This window comes from Kitasatospora sp. RG8 (assembly GCF_017813315.1).
In the GTDB taxonomy this organism is placed as follows: domain Bacteria; phylum Actinomycetota; class Actinomycetes; order Streptomycetales; family Streptomycetaceae; genus Kitasatospora.
The window spans coordinates 126,732-147,239 of record NZ_JAGIYX010000007.1 but is presented as its reverse complement, the minus strand read 5'-3'; the positions used below and the strand labels follow the sequence as shown (position 1 = coordinate 147,239).

The window sequence follows — 20,508 nt, the reverse complement described above, 5'->3', positions numbered from 1 at the left end:
GCGCGATGGAAGCGGTGTTCGGCCACCTGCGCAGCGCCATCGAGCGCGGTCAGTACGCCGTGGGAGACAAGCTCCCCTCGGAAGCGGAGCTGTGCCGGACCCTGGAGGTCAGCCGGCCCGTGCTGCGCGAGGCACTCCGTGCCCTGCAGGCCATGGGCCTGACGGTCTCCAGGACCGGCAAGGGCACCTTTGTCGTGGCCAACACGGTCGAGGACCCCACCTTCGGCGACTACGCGGCCAGCGATCTCCTGGAAGTGCGCCGACACGTCGAGATCCCGGTGGCCGGATACGCGGCCCTGCGCCGCACCCCGGAGGACCTGGACCACTTGGGCCACCTGCTCGACCGGATGGAGCGGGAGAGCGACACCACCGCATGGGTCGCCCTGGACACCGTGTTCCACCTGGCGGTGGCCGAGGCCTCCGGCAACCCGGTGTTCCGCCGGGTGATCGAGGAGATCCGTGACGCACTGGCGCGTCAGTCGACCTTCCTCAACGAACTCGGCGGTCGGCGCGAGCAGTCCAACTGCGAGCACCGGGCGATCGTCGAGGCCCTGATCGACGGTTCCGAGCCCGACGCCGTCGAGGCGATGTCCCACCACCTCCGCCGTGTGGAGGCCACCCTCACCGACATCGTGCGCCCCCAGCGCGCGGACACCTCAAGAGAAGGCAGGGCCGAGGCGTGAGCGAGCAGTTCCTCAAGGACGAGAAGCGCCCCACGACCCGTCACGTCGACGCCGGCGACACCGGCTACAGCAAGTCCCTGAAAGCCCGGCACGTCAACATGATCGCCATCGGCGGAGCCATCGGCACCGGGCTGTTCCTCGGTGCGGGCGGACGGCTCGCCGATGCCGGGCCCTCCCTGTTCGTCGCGTACGCCATCTGCGGCGTCTTCGCGTTCCTCGTCGTGCGGGCGCTCGGCGAGCTCGTCCTGTACCGCCCCTCCTCCGGCGCCTTCGTGTCGTACGCCCGGGAGTTCCTGGGAGAGAAGGGTGCGTACACCGCCGGCTGGATGTACTTCCTCAACTGGGCGACCACCGGCATCGCCGACATCACCGCCGTCGCCACCTACACCCACTACTGGCACCTGTTCTCCGACGTCCCGCAATGGGTGATCGCGCTCATAGCCCTGGCCGTGGTCCTCACCGTCAACCTCATCTCGGTGCGGATCTTCGGCGAACTGGAGTTCTGGTTCGCGATCGTCAAGGTCAGCGCCCTGGTGGTCTTCATGGGCATCGCGATCTTCCTGCTCGTCACCCGGCACCCGGTCGACGGCGTCGTACCCGGCCCGTCCCTGATCACGGACAACGGCGGGATCTTCCCCAACGGCCTGCTGCCCATGCTGCTGATCGTCCAGGGCGTCGTCTTCGCCTACGCCTCCGTCGAACTGGTCGGCGTCACGGCCGGGGAGACCGAGAACCCCGAGAAGATCATGCCGAAGGCGATCAACTCGATCATGTGGCGCGTGGGCCTGTTCTACGTCGGCTCGGTCGTCCTGCTCTCGATGCTGATGCCGTGGAACAAGTACACCTCCGGCCAGAGCCCCTTCGTGACGGTGCTCTCCCACATCGGCATCCCGGCGGCGGACAACGTGATGAACCTGGTCGTCCTCACCGCGGCGATGTCCTCACTCAACTCCGGCCTCTACTCCACCGGCCGCATCCTGCGCTCCATGGCCGTCAACGGATCGGCCCCGCGTTTCACCGCCCGGATGAGCCGCACCCAGGTGCCCTACGGCGGCATCCTGCTCACCAGCGCCATGTGCGTCCTCGGTGTCGGCCTCAACTTCGTGGTCCCCGCCGACGCGTTCGAGATCGTGCTCAACCTCGCGGCCATCGGCATCATCGCCACCTGGGGCATGATCATGGTCTGCCACCTCATGTTCTGGCGGAAGACCACGGCCGGCGAACTGACCCGTCCCGGCTACCGCCTGCCCGGCTCGCCCTGGACCGAACTCGTGACGCTGGCCTTCCTCGCCGCCGTCCTGGTCCTCATGTACGCCGACGGCGGCACCGGACGCACCACCGTGCTGTGCGTACCGCTCATCGCCGCCGCACTCGTCGCCGGCTGGTACGCGATCCGCGGACGCATCGCGCGCGCCGCCGCCAAAACCGACGGCTGAACCCGGCGGCCCGGGGGCGGGCGGACCCGCCGCGCGTCCGCCCGGCCCGCCGCACGCAGGCACCAGACCAGCAGTCCCGAGCCATCACGATCGAGGCAGTCATGCTCACCAGCTCCCTCGCGGACGCGCCCGCGATCCGCGAACCCCGCCACGCGCCCGTCGCCCACGTCACCCGTGGCGGCGTGGTCGAGAGCACCCACTACGGTTCCGTCGTCGTCCTCGACGGCGACGGCAAGCTCCGGTTCCACCTCGGTGACGCGGAGGCCGCGTGCTACCCGCGATCGGCCCTCAAGCCGGTCCAGGCCGTCGCCATGGTGCGGGCCGGGCTGCCGCTCGACGGCGACCTGCTCTCGCTCGCGATGGGCAGCCACTCCGGCGAGGAGCGCCACCTCGCCGGGGTCCGGCGGATCCTGGCGCTCGCCGGCCTCACCGAGGACGACCTGCGCAACGTCCCGGACCTGCCGTACGACCCGGCCGTCCGCGACACCTGGATCCGGCAGAACCGCCCACCCTCCAGGCTCGCCCAGAACTGCTCCGGCAAGCACGCCGCGATGCTCCACCTCTGCAAACTCAACGGATGGCCGCTGCAGGACTACGACGTCCCCGAGCACCCGCTCCAACGAATTGTCGCGGAAGTCGTGGAGGACCTCACCGGCCAGCGCATCGCCCACGCCACAGTGGACGGCTGCGGCACCCCCCTGTTCGCCGTCTCCCTCCACGGTCTAGCCCGTGCCGCCGCGCGCATCGCCACCGGTGCGCCCGGGACACCTGAATTCCGGGTGGCGGACGCACTACGCAGCCACCCGGAGATGGCCTCCGGTACGGGGCGGGACGTGGCTCGACTGATGCACGCGGTACCCGGGCTGCTCGCCAAGGACGGCTTCGAGGGCGTCCAGATCGCCGCGCTGCCGGACGGCCGCGCCGTCGCCGTCAAGATCGCCGACGGGGCGAACCGGGCGCGCATCCCGGTGACGGCAGCCGCCCTGGTACAGGCGGGAATCGACCCGCGGCTGCTGACCGGTTTCGCCGGGGAGCCGATCACCGGCGGCGGCCGGCCCGTCGGCGGCGTACGGCCGGTGGCCGCGCTGGACCCCTCGGCCCTGCTCGCCCGCCCCTGACCCGAACCACCACTCCGAGAAGAGGACCCGCACACCCATGACCGCCGCCACCCGCAGCGAACACGACCTGCTCGGAGACCGCGACGTCCCCGCCGACGCCTACTGGGGCGTCCACACCCTGCGCGCCACCGAGAACTTCCCCATCACCGGCACGCCCATCTCGGCCTACCCGCACCTGATCGACGCCCTGGCCGCCGTGAAGGAGGCCGCCGCCCTCGCCAACGAGGAACTCGGCCTGCTGGAGCCCCGGAAGGCGGAAGCGATCGTCACCGCCTGCCGCGAGATCCGCAGCGGCAAGCTGCACGACCAGTTCGTCGTCGACGTCATCCAGGGCGGCGCCGGCACCTCGACCAACATGAACGCCAACGAGGTCCTCGCCAACCGGGCGCTGGAGCTGCTGGGCCACGCCAGGGGCGAGTACCGGCACCTGCACCCCAACGAGCACGTCAACCTCGGCCAGTCCACCAACGACGTCTACCCGACCGCCGTCCGGATCGCGACCGTCTCCGCGGTACGCGGCCTGCTCGACGCGATGGCCGTCCTCCAGGACGCCTTCGCCCACAAGGCCGTCGAGTTCCGCGACGTGCTGAAGATGGGGCGCACCCAGCTGCAGGACGCCGTGCCGATGACGCTCGGGCAGGAGTTCTCCGCCTTCGCCGTCATGCTCGACGAGGACCGCAGCCGGCTCGCGGAGGCCGTCGAACTGATCCACGAGATCAACCTCGGCGCGACGGCCATCGGAACCGGGCTCAACGCCCCCGCCGGATACGCCGAATCCGCCCGCCGCCACCTCGCCGACATCACCGGGCTGCCCCTGGTCACCGCCGCCAACCTGGTCGAAGCCACCCAGGACTGCGGCGCGTTCGTCCAGATGTCCGGCGTCCTCAAGCGCATCGCCGTCAAACTGTCCAAGACCTGCAACGACCTGCGGCTGCTGTCCTCCGGGCCGCGCGCCGGCCTCGGCGAGATCAACCTGCCTCCGGTGCAGGCCGGTTCGAGCATCATGCCCGGCAAGGTCAACCCGGTGATCCCCGAAGTCGTCAACCAGGTCGCCTTCGAGGTGATCGGCAACGACGTCGCCGTCACCATGGCCGCCGAGGCCGGGCAGCTCCAACTCAACGCCTTCGAACCGATCATCCTGCACTCCCTGTCGGAGTCCATCACCCACCTGCGCGCCGCATGTCTCACCCTCGCCGAGCGCTGCGTGGCCGGCATCACCGCCAACACCGAGGCGCTGCGCAAGACCGTCGAGAACTCCATCGGCCTGGTGACCGCCCTCAACCCGCACATCGGGTACACAGCCGCCACCGACATCGCCAAGGAGGCCCTCGCGAGCGGCCGGGGCGTCGCTGAACTCGTCCTGGAGAAGGGGCTGCTCCCGCCCGAGACGCTCGCGGCCCTGCTGCGGCCCGAGGTCATCGCCGGCAGCGGCGTGGCCGTGGTATGAGGACTGCCCGGCGCGGATCCGTGATGCCGCTCAGGCGGTCTCTCGTCCAGCTTCGTGTTCCCGTCGGAGGCACCGCCCCGCGCCGGACGCTCGGCCGTAGCCACGCGATCGGGGTCGGCGATGACACCGAAAACCGGATCAGTCATGGCCGCGCCGTCGGCCTGCGCGATGGCGGGCCGCGTCGCCCGATCCCGTGCGGCCAGCGGCCGGACGGTCAGGTCCTTCTTGGCCTGCCCGACGGCACCGATGTGGCGGGGCAGGCGGACGGACAACTCCTCGCCCAACCGGTAGATCACATGGTCTGAGCCGGCCGGATCGAGCGGCTCCGGGGGCGGACCGGCCCATTGCGGGAACTGCGAATCGACCAGGCCCCTGACCAGCGCGGCGTCGATCGCAGGGCGGGTGTCCGCGATTCTCTCGGCCGCCAAGAGCAACTCCTCGAGTCGGCCCGCCCGTGCGACGAACAAGTTGAGGCCATCACAGTGCGTCGCAGGCCGGCCTGTCGACCGGATTCCCCGCCTGCGCCATCCGCTACGGGACTCCGCGCGCCAGATGCTCGAAGCCGACCCGGCATGCCCCCGAAGCCGATGGCGCAGGGCGGGTCCAACGCGGGCGTCGCGCTGGACCCGCACCTGAGCGACAGACAGCGCCGTCGGCAAGCACTCGGCGGGCACCTTCACCGAGCTGGACCTGACCCAGGACCCCCCGACAACCGCCGGGTCCCGGCGATGCTCACCTACCCGAACGCCCCCGGACCTGAGGGTCGAGGAGGAGAGGGGGAGCTTTCCGCACCCCGGGTGTGCCCGCGGCCGGGTGATGTCCGGGCCCGGCCTGTGTGGCCCTTCTCGGGTCAGGGCCCGGCCTGTGTGGCCCTTCTCGGGTCAGGGCTCGACCGGGACGGCCGTCGTGTCCGCCGAGGATGCGGGGTGCTGCCCGGCCTGAATCGCGTGCGCCGGGACCTCGCACACGATGACGAGGCCGTCACGATCGTTTCCCTGCTCGCCGACACGCGTGAACCCGAAGCCCGCGACGGTGGCCAGGGAGGCGGCGTTGTCAGCACTGACCCTGGCCCGCACCGTCCTGACACCGGGTTCGGCGGCGGCCCTGACGAGCAGCGCCCTCAGTATGGCGCGGGCGTAACCCTGACGGCGGTACCCGGGCACGACGGTGAAGCCGACCTCGACCATGCCATCCTCGTCCGGTGGCCCGTGGAACCCGGCGTCGCCGACCACGGCCCCGTCCGGCTCGGACACCGCGGCCCGCGTGATCCAGGGCGCGGCCGACGGGTCCCGGGCCAGCTGGTCGGCGCGGTAGCCGAAGATCCAACGGGCACGGTCACCGACGAAGTGCGGGTCGAGGGCGACGCCCGCCTCGGCGCTGCCGCCGGCGAGGTCACCGTCGGCGAGCGCCCGCAGCGCCTTCGCCCCGAGCTCGACGAAACGGACGCGCTTGGCGCTGGTGGAGTGAAGTTCGCTGTTCATCCCGGAGATGCTCGCCCAGCGACCGGAGGACTGTCCACCGCTTAGGTTGGCGTTTGTCCTCGTAGGTCGCTCGACCTGCTGAGATCCGCTGGATCTGGGGACATGTGACGCGGCCGTTCTCCACGCTTCGAGATATCGAGTAACGAAGCACGAGAGAACGGCCGCTGCGTATGAGCCTTCCCGTTGACGTGCCAGCGGGCGAGGCATTGAGCGTGTTGTCCCGCTTTCGGGTTGACTTCTACGACTGCCTGTACAGCCGCGCCGATGCGCTCTTCGAGCTCACCGACGCGGTGCTGTGCTCGGACGGGCCGGTGAAGACCCTGGTGGAGCTGTCTTTGGCGGTAGAGCACCGACGCGGGCACGGCGCCCTGTACGCCGCGTTGGACCGGGGCCGGCTGGAGCCTGCACGGTTGCGCCGCACGCTGGCCGCTCTGCCACTGCCGAAGGCGGCCGACGGGCGGATCGTGCTGGCGTGGACGTCAGCAACTGGCTCCGCCCGGACGCCCCGACCTACGACGAACGACTGTTCTGCCACGTCTACGGGCGCGGCGACCGAAAGTCTACCCACCCACCATGACGACCCTGCCGACCATCGCCGCGAGCATACGCACCGTGCAGGCGGCCCCCTGCACCTGGGCAAGCCCGGCAGCGGCCGCCCGCTGCACTACAATCCGGCGCAGGCCAACGTGGACGCCAACCGCGCCGCCTCATGCCCGCCGGCCGGTCCCCGTCCCCGGCGTGATCAGACAGCGTGCAACCCGTGGGCGGCGAACACCGCGCAAGCCGCGGCCACCTGGTCGCGGGCCGGCGTCGGCGCGTCGGCGAGGGTGAACTCCAGGCCCAGCGCGCGCCATTTGGCGGCGCCGAGCTTGTGGAAGGGCAGCACGTCGACCCGGGCGACGTTGCCGAGGGAGGCGGCGAATGAGGCGACGCCCTCGATGTTCTCGGGAAGGTCGGTGAGCCCCGGGACGAGAACGAAGCGGACCCGGACCTCCGTGCCGAGACCGGCCAGGCGTCGGGCGAAGTCCAAGGTGGGAGCGAGTCTCTGCCCGGTCAGGTGCCGGTAGAGCGCGCGATCCCAGGACTTGATGTCGAGCAGGACGAGGTCGGTGTCGGCGAGCAGCGCGTCGGTGGCGCGGGAGCCGAGGAAGCCGGAGGTGTCCAGGGCGGTGTGCAGGCCGAGTTCGTGCTTGAAGCGGTGCAGCAACTCGCCGGTGAGATTCGGCTGGAGCAGCGGCTCGCCGCCGCTTATCGTCGCTCCGCCACCGGAGGCGCGGATGAACTCGGTGTACTTGGCGGCCTCCTGGACGATCTCGTCGGCGGTGGCGCGCCGGCCGTCGCGCAGGTGCCACGTGTCGGGGTTGTGGCAGTAGAGGCAGCGCAGCGGGCAGCCGGCGAGGAAGGCGACGAAACGCGTCCCTGGGCCGTCGACGCCGGTCGACAGGTCCCAGGAGTGCAGCATGCCGGTCACCGGGCACGGGGCCGTCGTGTCCGCAGGCGGGCACGTAGCAGGTGCGGTGCCGCCGGCCGAGGCGGCGAAAGTGGTTTCGGTCATTGCGGATTCTCCTTGCACAAAGGCGCGGTGCCGACGCCCGTGGTCGGGGAGGGCGTCGGCACCGCGTGCGGGTGGGCGCTGCTACAGCGCGCTGTGGAAGGTGCGGCCGATCACGTCGAGCTGCTGCTCGCGGGTGAGGCGGACGAAGTTGACCGCGTAGCCGCTGACCCGGATGGTCAGCTGGGGGTAGTTCTCCGGGTGTTCCATGGCATCAAGCAGGGTCTCGCGGCCCAGGACGTTGACGTTCATGTGGAAGCCGTGGCAGGTGGTGTAGCCGTCGAGCACGCCGACCAGGTTGGCGATCCGCTCCTCCTCGGTGCGGCCGAGCGCGTCGGGGGTGACGGTGCTGGTGAGGGAGATGCCGTCCTCGGCCTGCTCGTAAGGGAGTTTGGCCACAGACAGGGCGGCGGCGACGTAGCCGTGGCGGTCGCGTCCGTTCATCGGGTTGGCGCCCGGCGAGAACGGTTCGCCGGCCTTTCGGCCATCCGGGGTTGCGCCGGTCTTCCTGCCGTAGACGACGTTGGAGGTGATGGTCAGCACGGACTGGGTGTGCTCCGCGCCGCGGTAGGCGGGTTGCTTGCGGACCTTGTCCATGAACTCCTCGACCAGCCGCACCGCGATGGCGTCGGCCCGGTCGTCGTTGTTGCCGTAGGCCGGGTAATCGCCCTCGACGAGGTAGTCGACGGCGAGGCCGGTGTCGTCCCGCACCGGGTGGACGGTCGTGTGCTTGATGGCGGAGAGCGAGTCCGCGGCCACCGCGAGGCCGGCGATGCCGCAGGCCAGGGTGCGCCGGACGTCACGGTCGTGGAGGGCCATCTCCAGACGCTCGTAGGCGTACTTGTCGTGCATGTAGTGGATGACGTCCAGCGCGTGGACGTAGGTGGCGGCCAGCCAGTCGAGCTGCTGGTCGAGTTTGGCGAGCACCTCCTTGTAGTCGAGGACGTCGCCGCTGAGCGCACCGGTGGCGGGGCCGACCTGGGCGCCGGAGATCTCGTCCCGGCCGCCGTTGATCGCGTAGAGGAGTGTCTTGGCGAGGTTGACCCGGGCGCCGAAGAACTGCATCTGCCGGCCGACCGGCATCGCGGAGACGCAGCAGGCGATCGCGGTGTCGTCGCCGAAGCGCGGGCGCATCAGCTCGTCCGACTCGTACTGGATGCTGGAGGTGTCGATCGACACCTTGGCGCAGAACTCCTTGAAGCCATGAGGGAGTTGCGGCGACCAGAACACGGTCAGGTTCGGCTCGGGCGCGGGGCCGAGGTTGTAGAGGGTCTGCAGGTAGCGGAACGAGGTACGCGTCACCAGCGGCCGCCCGTCCTCGCCGATTCCACCGATGGACTCGGTCACCCAGGTCGGGTCGCCGGAGAAGAGCTCGTCGTACTCGGGGGTGCGCAGGAAGCGCACGATCCGCAGCTTGATGACGAAGTCGTCGATCAGCTCCTGCGCCTGCTCCTCGGTCAACCGCCCTGCTTCGAGGTCCCGTTGCAGGTAGATGTCGAGGAAGGTGGAGGTGCGGCCCAGCGACATCGCGGCGCCGTTCTGCTCCTTCACCGCGGCCAGGTAGGCGAAGTAGAGCCACTGGACCGCCTCGCGGGCCGTCGTGGCGGGGCCGGCGACATCGTGTCCGTAGCCCGCGGCCATCTGCTTCAGCTCGCCGAGTGCCCTGATCTGTTCGGCGAGTTCCTCGCGCTCCCGGATGGTCTCCTCCAGCCGCGACGGATCGTGCGGCAGGTGGTCCAGTTCGGCCTTCTCGGCCCGCTTCACCTCGATCAGCCGGTCCACGCCGTACAGCGGCACCCGGCGGTAGTCGCCGATGATCCGTCCGCGGCCGTAGGCGTCGGGCAGACCGGTGATGACGCCGGCCTTGCGGGCGGCGAGGATCTCGGGCGTGTAGGCGTCGAAGACGCCGTCGTTGTGGGTCTTGCGGTACTCGGTGAACACCTTCTCCAGCCCCGGGTCGACCGGGTAGCCGTAGGTCTTCAAGGCGCCGGCGACCATCCTCCAGCCGCCGTAGGGCATGATCGCGCGCTTGAGCGGGGCGTCGGTCTGCAGGCCGACGATCAGCTCCCGTTCCCGGTCGATGTATCCGGGGGCGTGTGCGGTGATGCCGGCGGGGATGTCGTGGGCAATGTCGTAGACCCCCTTCGCGCGTTCCTCGGGGAAGCGGTCGGTGATCTGCTTCCAGACGGCGAGGGTTCGCTCGGTGGGTCCGGCCAGGAAGGAGGCGTCTCCCTGGTAGGGGGTGTAGTTGTGCTGGATGAAGTCGCGCACGTCGATGGTTTCGCGCCACCGCTCCCCCTGGAACCCGTGCCAGGCGGTCGAGGTCCCGTGCTGCTGTGCGTTCATGGTCGGGGTGTCCTTCTCGCTCGGGTGGTGGTCAGGACTGGTCGCCGTAGTAGGCCTGGCGCATCAGCTGTTGCATGTCGGCGAGCAGCGGCATCCGGGGGTTGGCCGGGGCGCACTGGTCCTCGTAGGCGTTCATCGCCTGCTGCGGCAGGGCTGCCAGGAAGACCGTCTCGTCGACGCCGACTTCCTTGAAGGAGCGCGGGATGCCCACCCGGTCGCGCAGTTCCTCGATGGCGGCGGCCAGGGACTCGACGCCCTGCTCAGCGGTGTCGGCGGGCAGGCCGAGCGTGCGGGCGATGGCCTGGTAGCGCTCGGGGGCCACGTAGCTGCGGTACTTGGGCCAGCTGGTGACCTTGGCGGGGGCGGTGCCGTTGTAGCGGATGACGTGCGGCAGCAGCAGCGCGTTGGTGCGGCCGTGGGCGACGTGGAAGGTGGCGCCGAGGGTGTGGGCCATGGCGTGCACGACGCCGAGGAAGGCGGAGCCGAAGGCCATGCCGGCGATGGTGCCGGCGTTGTGCATCTTCTCCCGCGCGACGGGGTTGTTCGGGCCGTCGGTGACGGCCTGCTCCAGGTTGTCGAAGATCAGCCGGATGCCGTGCAGGGCCAGGCCGTCGGTGAAGTCGTTGGCGTAGACGGAGACGTAGGTCTCGATGCAGTGGGTGAGGGCGTCGAAGCCGGTGTCGGCGGTGACGTCCTTGGGCAGGTGGGTGGTCAGCGCCGGGTCGACGATGGCCACGCTCGGGGTGAGCGCGTAGTCGGCGAGCGGGTACTTCTGGCCGGTGGCGGTATCGGTGATCACCGCGAACGGGGTGACCTCGGCTCCGGTGCCGGAGGTGGTCGGGATGCACACCAGATTCGCCCTCTCCCCCAGGTCGGGGAAGGTGAAGGCGCGCTTGCGGATGTCGAAGAACTTCTCCTTCAGGTCGGCGAAGTCGACCTCGGGGTGCTCGTACATCAGCCACATCACCTTGGCCGCGTCCATCGGCGAGCCGCCGCCGAGCGCGACGATGGTGTCGGGCCGGAAGTCGCGCATCAGCTCGGCGCCCCGCCCGACGGTGTCGATGCTCGGGTTGGGCTCGACGAAGTCGACGACCCGGACCTCGACCGGCTCTCGGCGGCGGTCGAGGATGCCCCGGATCCGTTCCAGGTGGCCGATTTCCACCATGGTCCGGTCGGTCACGATGACGATCCGGTGGGCGTTCGGCATGCTCGCCAGGTACTTGATGCTGTTGCGCTCGAAGTAGATCTTCGGCGGGACCTTGAACCACTGCATGTTGGTGTTGCGCCGCCCGATCCGCTTGATGTTCAGCAGGTTCAGCGCCGAGACGTTCCCGGCCACGGAGTTGTGCCCGTAGGAGCCGCAGCCCAGCGTCAGTGAGGGGGTGAAGGCGTTGTAGACGTCACCGATGCCGCCCTGCGAACTGGGCGCGTTCCAGATGATCCGGCACGCCTTGACGGCGTGACCGAACTCTTCGACGAACGCCGCGTCCTCGGTGTGCACCGAAGCCGAGTGCCCCAGCCCGTTGAACTCCACCATCGCCGCGGCCAGTTCGACGCCCTCGCGGCGCGAGGATGCGGTCAGCACGGCCAGCACCGGGCACAGCTTCTCCCGGGTCAGCGGCTCCGACGGTCCGACCCGCTCCGCGTCCGCCAGGATCACCGAGGTGTCGGCCGGCACCTCGAACCCGGCCGCCGTGGCGATCTCCGGCGCACTGCGGCCCACCACGTCGGCATTCAGCCGCTCCCCCGCGCAGGAACTTCCCTCCCCGGCGCCGAACAGGTACCGCTCCAGCAGCACCTTCTCCTCGGCGCTCGCGTGGTGCGCCTTCAGCACGCGGAACTCGGCGAGCGCGGCCTCGCGGATCTCCGCGTCCAGGATGACGGCCTGCTCGGAGGCGCAGATCATGCCGTTGTCGAAGGTCTTCGACAGCACGATGTCGTTGACGGCCCGCTTCAGGTCGGCACTCCTCTCGACGTAGGCGGGGACGTTGCCGGCGCCGACGCCGAGGGCCGGTTTGCCGCAGGAGTACGCTGCCCGGACCATCGCGTTGCCGCCCGTGGCCAGGATGGTGGCCACATCCGGGTGGTTCATCAAGGCGTGGGTGGCCGCCATCGACGGCTCCTCGATCCACTGGATGCAGGATGCGGGTGCTCCGGCCGCCACCGCCGCGTCCCGCACGATCCGGGCCGCCTCCGCCGAGCAGCGCTGCGCCGCGGGGTGGAAGGCGAACACGATCGGGTTGCGGGTCTTCAGCGCCAGCAGGCACTTGAAGATCGTGGTGGAGGTGGGGTTGGTGACCGGGGTGATGCCGGCGACCACGCCGACCGGCTCGGCGATCTCGACGATCCCGTCGATGTCGTCCCGCCGGACCACGCCGACGGTCTTCGTCCGGGCCATCACGTGGGTGACGTTCTCGCAGGCGAAGACGTTCTTGACGGCCTTGTCCTCGAACAGGCCGCGCCCGGTCTCCTCCACCGCCAGCGCTGCCAGGCCGGTGTGCCGGGCCAGTGCCGCCAGGGACGCCTTCTTGACGATGTGGTCGACCTGCTCCTGGGTGAAGTCGGCGTAGTCCCGAAGCGCCGTCAGCGCGTCGGCGACCAGAGCGTGGACGGCGGTGGTACTGGCCGGGGCGGGGGCGGAAGGGATCGGTTCCTCGGCCTGCGGGCGGCGGGGCATGGCGGGACCACCTTTCGGTTCTTCATCCGGGGATCGTGCGCTGGCGGGCGTCGCTCGCGCTTGCACCCACAGACTTCCCGAGCGGCACCGCGCAGGGAGGTGGCCGTTGGGGTACGCCTGCGGGCCGAAGGTCCCTCGTCCACCGGCTGCCGGGGTCACCATGCCCCGGGGCTGGACGCGCCGGTGGCCGTGGCAGGACCTGGTGTCGGTCCTGCCACGGCCACGATGGCGTTGCCGGTCAGTCGTGCGGTACTACCGCGACCGGGCTGTGCGCGTGGTGCAGCACCGTGTGGGCCACGGCGCCCAGTCCGGGCACGGCCGGCCGGATCCTCGGCGTCCGCCGGCCCATCACCACCAACGAGGCGCTGCGGGAGGCCTCCGCCAGTGCCCTCCCGGCCGGCCAGCCGGTCACCTCGGCCTCGACGCGCACCTCGGGGAACTTCTCCCGCCAGGGTGCCAGCGCGTCCTGGAGCCGGACCAGCGCTTCCGCTGCCAAGGCCTCCGTGATCTCCGGCGGGTCTACCGGAGCCGCCGTCACGTACCCTCCGGTGGGCAGGTTCCGGCTCTCCAGCGCCCGCAGCTTCGCTCCCCGTTCGGTGGCCCGCTCCAAGGCGAAGGCGAGTACCTCGGCACTGGGCCGGGCACTGTCCACCCCCACCACCACGCCGGACTCCACTCCGCCGCCGTCCGTGTCCGCCCGGACCAGAACCACCGGGCAGGCAGCGTGCGCCGCCGCGCGCTGCGCGACCGACCCGACCAGCAATCCGGCAAGCCCGCCGAGCCCGCGCGAGCCGAGCACGAGCAGGCCGTCCCGGTCCCCGGCGGCCACCAGTGCGTAGGCCGGGTGGCCGGGCACGTGCTCGCAGGAGATCTCCAGGCCCGGCAGCACCTCCGCGAGGTGGTCATGCAGTTCGAGCACCGGCCGGGGCAGTGACTGCACCAGGTCCACAGGCTCCGCCGACAGCGCCGGCTCCGCTCCACCGGCGTGGATCATCCGCAGCACCCGGCCGCTCCGGTGGGCCTGGTAGGCCGCCCACTCGGCCGCCGCCGCGCTCTGCGCCGATCCGTCGACTCCCACCACCACAGCGTGAGACATGATCACGACCTCCTTCGTTTCTGCGGTCACGGACCGACGTGCGCGACCTCGTGTCTGACGGACAGCCTCACGGTCGGCGAAGGCCGGGCACAGAGGCCGAGCAGCCCACTGACCGGTCCCGAAGGTCCCGGTCAGTGGGCTGCGCTCACGCCTCGGGCACGACCGCCACCGGGCAGTCGGCGTGGTGCAGGACGGCGTGGGCCACGGGGCCGAGCAGGCCGACCCGATCCACCGGTCGGCGGCCGAGCACCAGCAACCGGGCCTTGGCCGACGCCTCCACCAGCGCCGGGCCCGGTGCGGCGCCCTCGGTGTCCGCGACCACCTCGACCTCGGGATGGGCTGCCTTCCAGGGCTCCAGGACCCGGGCGAGCAGCACGCTCTCACCGTTGTGGTCCTCGCCCGCCCCCGCCGGACCTGCCCCGGCATGCACGACCCGCAGCGGCAGGCCGTAACTCTGCGCGGCCAGGAAGGCGAAGAGCAGCGCCGCCTCGGCCGGACGGCGGGCGTCCAGCCCCACCACCACCTGCTCGCGCGGATGCGCGCCCGGGCCGTTCGCCGGGAGCAGCACCGTGGGACTGTTGGCCCGGGCGGCGATGTGCAGGGCGGTGGAGCCGACGCGAAGCTCCGGGAAGCCGCCGCTGCCGCGTGCCCCGAGGACCAGCAGCTCGGCGTCCTCCCCTGCCGCGACCAGCGCCGCGGTGACGGCATCGTGAACCTCGTCGGTGCGGACCAGCAACTGAGGGTGGCGTACCGCGAGGATGTGCCGGACCTCGTGGAGCAGGTCACCGGCGGGCCGGGTCTGCCGGCTCCAGCTGGGGAGCAGGTGGGGCATCAGGGGCAGGGCGTGCAGCACGCGCAGGGGGCGGCCGCGCAGCAGTGCCTCGCGTGCGGCCCATTCGGCGGCCGCCAGGCTGGCGTCGGAGCCGTCGACGCCGACGGTGACGGGCAGGTCCATGGTGATCTTCTCCTTCGGGTGGAGCGCCCTTCGGTCCGGGTCAGCTGCCCGGCTGCCAGTCGGCGACCTCGGGCAGGTCGGTGCCGTGTTCGCGGATCCAGTCGTGGTGCCGGCTGCGCTGGTCGGCCATCTGCTGGCGGACGGCGGCGGCTCGGACCGCCAGACCAGGGACGCGGTCGATGACGTCCATGACCAGGCGGTAGCGGTCGAGGTCGTTGCGCACGACCATGTCGAAGGGCGTGGTGGTGGTGCCGGACTCCTTGTATCCGCGCACGTGCAGGTGAGGGTGGACGGTGCGGCGGTAGGCGAGGCGGTGGATCAGCCAGGGGTAGCCGTGGTAGGCGAACAGCACCGGCTTGTCGCGGGTGAACAGGGCGTCGAACTCGGCGTCGGGCATGCCGTGCGGGTGCTCCTCGGCGGGCATCAGGCGGGCCAGGTCGACCACGTTCACCACGCGCACCCGCAGATCGGGCAGGTGGCGGCGCAGCAGCTGCGCGGCGGCGATCACCTCCTGGGTCGGCACGTCACCGGCGCAGGCGAGCACCACGTCCGGCTCGCCGGTGCCGTCGTCGCTGCCGGCCCACTCCCAGATGCCGGCGCCGCGCGCGCAGTGGGTGCGGGCCTCCTCCAGGCTCAGCCAGTCGAAGCAGGGCTGCTTGCCGGCGACGACGACGTTGACGTAGTCGCGGCTGCGCAGGACGTGGTCGGCGGTGGCGAGCAGGGTGTTGGCGTCCGGCGGGAAGTAGACGCGCACCGCTTCGGGGCTCTTGCTGAGGACGTGGTCGACGAAGCCGGGGTCCTGGTGGGAGAAGCCGTTGTGGTCCTGGCGCCAGACGTGGGAGGTGAGCAGGTAGTTGAGGGAGGCGATCGGGGCGCGCCAGGGGATCTGCCGGGTGGTGCGCAGCCACTTGATGTGCTGGTTGACCATCGAGTCGACGATGTGGACGAAGGCCTCGTAGCAGGAGAACAGGCCGTGGCGGCCGGTGAGGAGGTAGCCTTCCAGCCAGCCCTGGCAGGTGTGTTCGGAGAGGATCTCCAGTACCCGGCCGTCGCGGGCCAGGTGCTCGTCGACCGGCAGGGTGTCGGCCTGCCACGCCTTGCCGGTGGCGGCGTAGACGGCCTGGAGCCGGTTGGAGGCCGTCTCGTCCGGGCCGACCAGTCGGAAGTCGCGGCGTTCGGCGGTGTCGGCCATCACCTGTTCGAGCAGGTCGCCGAGGACGCGGGTGGGTTCGTGGTGGGTCGTGCCGGGCTTGTCGACCGGGACGGCGTAGCGCTCCAGCTCGGGCAGGGGCAGGTCGCGCAGCAGCAGGCCGCCGTTGGCGTGCGGGTTGGCGCCGAGACGGCGACGGCCCTCGGGAAGGGAGGCGAGCACCTGCTCGGTGGGCCTCCCGTGCTCGTCGAACAGTTCCTCGGGGCGGTAGGAGCGCAGCCAGGCTTCCAGTTGCGCGAGGTGGGCGGGGTTGGTGCGGACCTGGTCGAGCGGCACCTGGTGGGCCCGCCAGGTGCCCTCCACCGGTACACCGTCCACCTCGTGCGGGCCGGTCCAGCCCTTGGGAGTGCGCAGGACGATCAGCGGCCAGGACGGACGCTCGGTGACCCCGTCCTCGCGGGCGGCGCGCTGGATGGTGGCGATCCGGTCGAGGGCGGTGTCCATGGCGTTGGCCATCGCGTGGTGCACGGCCATCGGGTCCGCGCCGGTGACGTACAACGGGTCGTGACCGTAGCCGCGCAGCAGGGCGTCGAGCTCCGCCTCGGGCAGGCGGGAGAGGACCGTCGGGTTGGCGATCTTGTAGCCGTTCAGGTGCAGGATCGGCAGGACGGCTCCGTCGTGCACCGGGTCCAGGAACTTGTTGCCGTGCCAGGAGGCGGCGAGCGGGCCGGTCTCCGCCTCGCCGTCGCCGATCACGCAGGCAACCAGCAGTCCGGGGTTGTCGAAGGCCGCGCCGTAGGCGTGCGAGAGGGCGTAGCCCAGTTCGCCGCCCTCGTGGATGGAGCCGGGAGTCTCGGGAGCGACGTGGCTGGGCACACCGCCGGGGAAGGAGAACTGCCGGAACAGCTTCGCCATGCCTTCGGCGTCCCGGGTGACGGACGGGTAGGTGTCGGTGTAGCTGCCCTCCAGCCAGGAGCCGGCCAGCACCGCCGGGCCGCCGTGGCCGGGGCCCCAGACGCAGACGGCGTCCAGGTCACGCCCGGAGATCACCCGGTTGAGGTGGGTGTACACCAGGTTCAGGCCCGGCGAGGTCCCCCAGTGGCCCAGCAGCCGGGGCTTGATGTGCTCCGGGAGCAGCGGCTCGCGCAGCAGCGGGTTGGCCATCAGGTAGATCTGACCGGCCGCCAGATAGTTGGCGGCCCGCCAGTGAGCATCGAGCGCCCGCAGTTCGGCCTCGGTCGGCTCTCCGGGCGTTGAAGCGGTCACGGTCATGGCGGCGGTCTCCTCGGGAATGGGCCGACTTCGCTGGCCGCCGACGGCGGGCCGTACCCATCGTCACGCCGCGCACCCGGCCGGACACAGGGCCGACCGGGTCATGGCCCAGCGGCTGGGAGTGGGACTTGCGGCCCAGCCAAACCTCCCCGCACCGCGTGGGGGCGTGATGGGCCGCGATGCCGAGGACGAATGGCCCTGGAGCGGGGCCTGTCGGCCCGCGCGCCTGCGCCGACGCTGGCGGAGGCTTGCGACACCCCCTGCCGATCGTCGCAGGCGGCCTCAGCGAACGAACGGAAGACGACATGATCGACAGCGGGCGTCAGACAAAGGCCTACCTGGTCGGCGGCGGGATCGCCGCCCTGGCCGCCGCGGCCTTCCTGATCCGGGACGGCGACGTCCCCGGCGAGAACATCCACATCCTGGAGCAGCTTTCGCTCGCGGGCGGTTCCCTCGACGGCGGAGGGTCACCGGATCAGGCGTACGTGACGCGCGGCGGGCGGATGCTGGAGGACGAGGCGTACACCTGCCTGTGGAACCTGCTGGAGACGATCCCCACCCTGGACGATCCGAACGTCTCTGTCCGCCAAGAGATCATCGAGTTCAACCGGACATGGCCGACCGACGCCAAAGCGCGGCTGATCGACCGCGACCACCGGATCGTCTGCGCCGCCCGCCTCGGCCTCAATGCGCACGACCGCATCGAGCTGACCCGTCTGCTGGTCCTGCCCGAGTCGGTGATCGGTGCCCGCCGGATCGACGAGTTCTTCTCCGAGCGCTTCTTCACCACGAACTTCTGGGCGATGTGGCGGACCACCTTCGCGTTCCAGAACTGGCACAGTGCCATCGAGCTCAAGCGCTACCTGCTGCGCTTCCTGCAGGAGTTCCCGCGCATCCACACCCTCGCCGGCGTGCGCCGCACCCGCCTCAACCAGTACGACTCGATCGTGCGGCCACTCACCGCGTGGCTGCATGAGCATGGGGTGCGTTTCGAGCACGGCGTCACCGTCACCGACGTCGACTTCACCGAGCACGACGGCATCCGCCGCGCCAAGCGCCTGCACCTCGACCGCGAGGGCCGCCACGAGGAGATCGAACTCGCCGACCTCGACCTCGCGTTCATCACGCTCGGCTCGATGACCGCGGATGCCTCCTACGGCGATGACCACACCGTGCCCGAGCTGGTCCGCGACAAGCGCGACGGCAGCTGGACGCTCTGGGAGACCCTCTCGCGCAAGGCGCCGGACTTCGGCCGGCCCGCCGTTTTCAACGGCAGCATCCCCGAGGCCGCCTGGGAGTCCTTCACCCTCACCATGCGCAGCCCCGCGCTGCTGAAGCGGATCGAGGAGTTCAGCGGCAACGCCCCGGGCACGGGCGCCCTGATGACCTTCAAGGACTCGCCCTGGCTGATGTCGATCGTCGTACCCCGCCCTCCGCACTTCGACGGCCAGCCGGACGACGTGTTCACCCTGTGGGGCTACGGCCTGTTCACCGACACCACCGGCGAGCACACCGGCAAGGTCATGGCCGAGTGCACCGGGCAGGAGATCCTCACCGAACTCCTGGGCCAGCTCGGCTTCGAGGACATCGCCGACGACGTCCGCGCCACCACGACCGTCACCACCGTGATGATGCCCTACATCACCAGCCAGTTCGCCCCGCGCACCGTGCACGACCGCCCGCGCGTGATCCCGCACGGCGCCCGCAACTTCGCCTTCCTCGGCCAGTACGTCGAGATCCCCGACGACGTCGTCTTCACCGTCGAGTACTCCGTGCGCGGCGCCATGCACGCCGTCTACCAGCTACTCGGCCTCAAGCTGCCCATCCCGCCGGTCCACCACGCTCTCGCCGACCCCGCCACAGCCCTGCAGGCCCTGCGGACCGCCTTCGCGTGAACACCGCAGCCGAGCCGGCGCCCGGTACAGGACCTTCGGGCCGTGCGCCGGGCACCGGCCGGCCCTGGTCCGACAACCGGCGCCCACAAAGACTGGCCCGACACGATCACGCGCCCCGCGTACCCCACTCCGGAGAGGATTCACCCATGGCCGACTACCTGCTCGCCGCGATCGACGGCTCGGCGCAGAGCATCGCCGCCGCCCGCTGGGCCGCCGACGAGGCCGCCCGCCACGGCCTGTCGCTGCGCCTGGTCCACGCCCAGACCTGGCTCGACGACATCCACGCCGACCCCGGCCAGCCAGCCGATGTCCGCGCCCTGACCACGCGCATGCTTTCCGACGCCAAGCAGTCGGTCACGAACACCCACCCGCGCCTGGAGATCCGCGCCGAGCTGATCGGGGGCGGCGAGCCGGTCGACGTGCTGGTCGGCGCGGCCGCCGACGCTCGCATGCTGGTCCTCGGCTCCCGCGGGCTCGGTGGCTTCGGCGGACTCATGGTCGGCTCCATCGGTCTGGCCGTCGCCGCCCGCAGCGAGGTCCCCACCGTGCTGGTCCGCTCCGGTGAGACCGAGCGCCCCGCCGGGCCCGACGGACCCGAGGTCGTCGTCGGTGTCGACACCCGCGAGCCCGCCACGGACGTCCTTGACTTCGCCTTCCGCGAGGCCGCCCGGCGTGGCGCGGTGCTGCGCGCCGTGCATGGCTGGACGCCTCCGCCGGTGTGGGGCTACGCCGGTTGGGTTCCCCCGCAGCCCGAGGCCGAGCAGTTCCGGGCGATCGAGGACGAACTCCTCACGCTGGCCATGACCGGCTGGCAGGAGAAGTACCCCGAGGTCTCGGTGGTCCAGGATTGCCGGATCGGCAGCGGCGCGGCGGCCCTGGTCGATGCCTGCGCCGACGCGGACCTCCTCGTGGTGGGCCGCCGGCGCCGCCCGCACCACCACGCCGGCATGCGGCTCGGTCCGGTCGCCCACGCCGTACTCCACCACGCGCAGTCACCGGTCGCCGTCGTGCCGCACGACTGACCCGCCCACCACATCGAGGGTGGTGGACTCCGGCAAGCCCGGGCGTCCACCACCCTCTTCGCATGTCCCGGCCTACACCGGTCTTCTGACGGCGTTCGCCGGACGCGGACCCGGCACCCGACGGTGATCCACTCGGATCGGCCGGGAACGTGACCTGCCACCCGGCAGCGCCGCCCAGTGCCGTGGAGCCCTGGACGAGTGGACCGCTGCCACGCCACCCGGCCTCGGAGAGACCGGAGCGCGCCGCCGGCACACAGCGCAAGCAGTGCGCCGGACCGACGAGGCCGGACCCACCGGGCAACTGTGCCAACCGGGCCGGGCAGCAGGCACGCGAAAGCCGGGGACGGCTCCACACCGTCCCCGGCCCCGCATTTCGTA

13 protein-coding genes and 2 pseudogenes are annotated in these 20,508 nt (G+C 71.0%); 7 read left to right on the top strand and 8 right to left on the bottom strand.

Annotated features, from left to right (window positions below):
- Nucleotides 1–5 precede the first annotated feature (5 nt).
- From J5Y04_RS13575 to aspA, 4 genes are all read left to right on the top strand, one after another.
- On the top strand, nucleotides 6–683 hold the full coding sequence (locus J5Y04_RS13575; protein ID WP_209412374.1) for a FadR/GntR family transcriptional regulator: 678 nt from the start codon (nucleotides 6–8) through the stop codon (nucleotides 681–683).
- Nucleotides 680–2,119 (top strand): amino acid permease, encoded by a 1,440-nt coding sequence (locus tag J5Y04_RS13570; RefSeq protein ID WP_209412236.1) that lies wholly within the window; start codon nucleotides 680–682, stop codon nucleotides 2,117–2,119. The genes J5Y04_RS13575 and J5Y04_RS13570 overlap by 4 nt, the downstream gene beginning before the upstream one ends.
- Before the next feature lie 101 nt (nucleotides 2,120–2,220).
- Entirely contained in the window at nucleotides 2,221–3,237 is a 1,017-nt protein-coding gene (locus J5Y04_RS13565; protein WP_209412235.1) for an asparaginase, read from the top strand.
- 37 nt (nucleotides 3,238–3,274) lie between these two features.
- A complete protein-coding gene (gene aspA / locus J5Y04_RS13560; protein ID WP_209412234.1) occupies nucleotides 3,275–4,684 on the top strand; it encodes an aspartate ammonia-lyase in 1,410 nt (469 codons plus the stop codon).
- A gap of 220 nt (nucleotides 4,685–4,904) precedes the next feature.
- Here aspA and J5Y04_RS41670 read toward each other — a convergent pair.
- Nucleotides 4,905–5,112: pseudogene (locus tag J5Y04_RS41670) on the bottom strand (phosphotransferase); the annotation flags it as partial.
- A 453-nt stretch (nucleotides 5,113–5,565) separates the two neighbouring features.
- Nucleotides 5,566–6,165 carry a GNAT family N-acetyltransferase gene (locus J5Y04_RS13555; RefSeq protein WP_209412233.1) on the bottom strand — a complete coding sequence of 200 codons (600 nt, stop codon included), beginning with the start codon at nucleotides 6,163–6,165 and terminating at the stop codon, nucleotides 5,566–5,568.
- 170 nt (nucleotides 6,166–6,335) lie between these two features.
- Between J5Y04_RS13555 and J5Y04_RS13550 the strand changes: the two are divergent.
- Nucleotides 6,336–6,727 (top strand): annotated as a pseudogene (locus J5Y04_RS13550) (transposase); the annotation flags it as partial.
- Nucleotides 6,728–6,907: 180 nt separating this feature from the next.
- On the opposite strand, the gene pflA reads toward J5Y04_RS13550, so the two are convergent.
- The 6 genes from pflA to J5Y04_RS13520 form a co-directional block, all read right to left on the bottom strand.
- Nucleotides 6,908–7,627: a pyruvate formate-lyase-activating protein gene (gene pflA / locus J5Y04_RS13545; RefSeq protein WP_245204791.1), complete on the bottom strand. Its 720-nt coding sequence runs from the start codon at nucleotides 7,625–7,627 to the stop codon at nucleotides 6,908–6,910.
- 174 nt (nucleotides 7,628–7,801) lie between these two features.
- A complete protein-coding gene (pflB, locus tag J5Y04_RS13540; protein ID WP_209412231.1) occupies nucleotides 7,802–10,063 on the bottom strand; it encodes a formate C-acetyltransferase in 2,262 nt (753 codons plus the stop codon).
- 31 nt (nucleotides 10,064–10,094) lie between these two features.
- Nucleotides 10,095–12,740 carry a bifunctional acetaldehyde-CoA/alcohol dehydrogenase gene (gene adhE / locus J5Y04_RS13535; protein ID WP_209412230.1) on the bottom strand — a complete coding sequence of 882 codons (2,646 nt, stop codon included), beginning with the start codon at nucleotides 12,738–12,740 and terminating at the stop codon, nucleotides 10,095–10,097.
- Between the two features lie 238 nt (nucleotides 12,741–12,978).
- Nucleotides 12,979–13,836, bottom strand: a complete 858-nt coding sequence (locus J5Y04_RS13530; protein ID WP_209412229.1) for a universal stress protein — start codon at nucleotides 13,834–13,836, stop codon at nucleotides 12,979–12,981.
- A 145-nt stretch (nucleotides 13,837–13,981) separates the two neighbouring features.
- The gene (locus tag J5Y04_RS13525) at nucleotides 13,982–14,791 is read right to left on the bottom strand and encodes a universal stress protein (RefSeq protein ID WP_209412228.1); all 810 of its coding nucleotides are present in this window, start codon (nucleotides 14,789–14,791) and stop codon (nucleotides 13,982–13,984) included.
- Nucleotides 14,792–14,831: 40 nt separating this feature from the next.
- Nucleotides 14,832–17,213, bottom strand: coding sequence for a phosphoketolase (locus J5Y04_RS13520; RefSeq protein ID WP_209412227.1), 2,382 nt, complete (start codon nucleotides 17,211–17,213; stop codon nucleotides 14,832–14,834).
- A gap of 305 nt (nucleotides 17,214–17,518) precedes the next feature.
- Here J5Y04_RS13520 and J5Y04_RS13515 point away from each other — a divergent pair, with 305 nt between their 5' ends.
- Together J5Y04_RS13515 and J5Y04_RS13510 are read left to right on the top strand one after the other, a co-directional pair.
- Nucleotides 17,519–19,108, top strand: coding sequence for an oleate hydratase (locus tag J5Y04_RS13515; protein WP_209412226.1), 1,590 nt, complete (start codon nucleotides 17,519–17,521; stop codon nucleotides 19,106–19,108).
- Between the two features lie 146 nt (nucleotides 19,109–19,254).
- A complete protein-coding gene (locus J5Y04_RS13510) occupies nucleotides 19,255–20,130 on the top strand; it encodes a universal stress protein (protein ID WP_209412225.1) in 876 nt (291 codons plus the stop codon).
- Nucleotides 20,131–20,508 lie beyond the last annotated feature (378 nt).

Coding starts and splice junctions, on each gene's coding strand:
- J5Y04_RS13525 (WP_209412228.1), bottom strand. CDS start 14,791: ATGGACCTGCCCGTCACCGTCGGCGTCGACGGCTCCGACGCCAGCCTG.
- J5Y04_RS13515 (WP_209412226.1), top strand. CDS start 17,519: ATGATCGACAGCGGGCGTCAGACAAAGGCCTACCTGGTCGGCGGCGGG.
- J5Y04_RS13555 (WP_209412233.1), bottom strand. CDS start 6,165: ATGAACAGCGAACTTCACTCCACCAGCGCCAAGCGCGTCCGTTTCGTC.
- adhE (WP_209412230.1), bottom strand. CDS start 12,740: ATGCCCCGCCGCCCGCAGGCCGAGGAACCGATCCCTTCCGCCCCCGCC.
- J5Y04_RS13530 (WP_209412229.1), bottom strand. CDS start 13,836: ATGTCTCACGCTGTGGTGGTGGGAGTCGACGGATCGGCGCAGAGCGCG.
- J5Y04_RS13565 (WP_209412235.1), top strand. CDS start 2,221: ATGCTCACCAGCTCCCTCGCGGACGCGCCCGCGATCCGCGAACCCCGC.
- pflA (WP_245204791.1), bottom strand. CDS start 7,627: ATGCTGCACTCCTGGGACCTGTCGACCGGCGTCGACGGCCCAGGGACG.
- aspA (WP_209412234.1), top strand. CDS start 3,275: ATGACCGCCGCCACCCGCAGCGAACACGACCTGCTCGGAGACCGCGAC.
- J5Y04_RS13510 (WP_209412225.1), top strand. CDS start 19,255: ATGGCCGACTACCTGCTCGCCGCGATCGACGGCTCGGCGCAGAGCATC.
- J5Y04_RS13520 (WP_209412227.1), bottom strand. CDS start 17,213: ATGACCGTGACCGCTTCAACGCCCGGAGAGCCGACCGAGGCCGAACTG.
- pflB (WP_209412231.1), bottom strand. CDS start 10,063: ATGAACGCACAGCAGCACGGGACCTCGACCGCCTGGCACGGGTTCCAG.
- J5Y04_RS13575 (WP_209412374.1), top strand. CDS start 6: ATGGAAGCGGTGTTCGGCCACCTGCGCAGCGCCATCGAGCGCGGTCAG.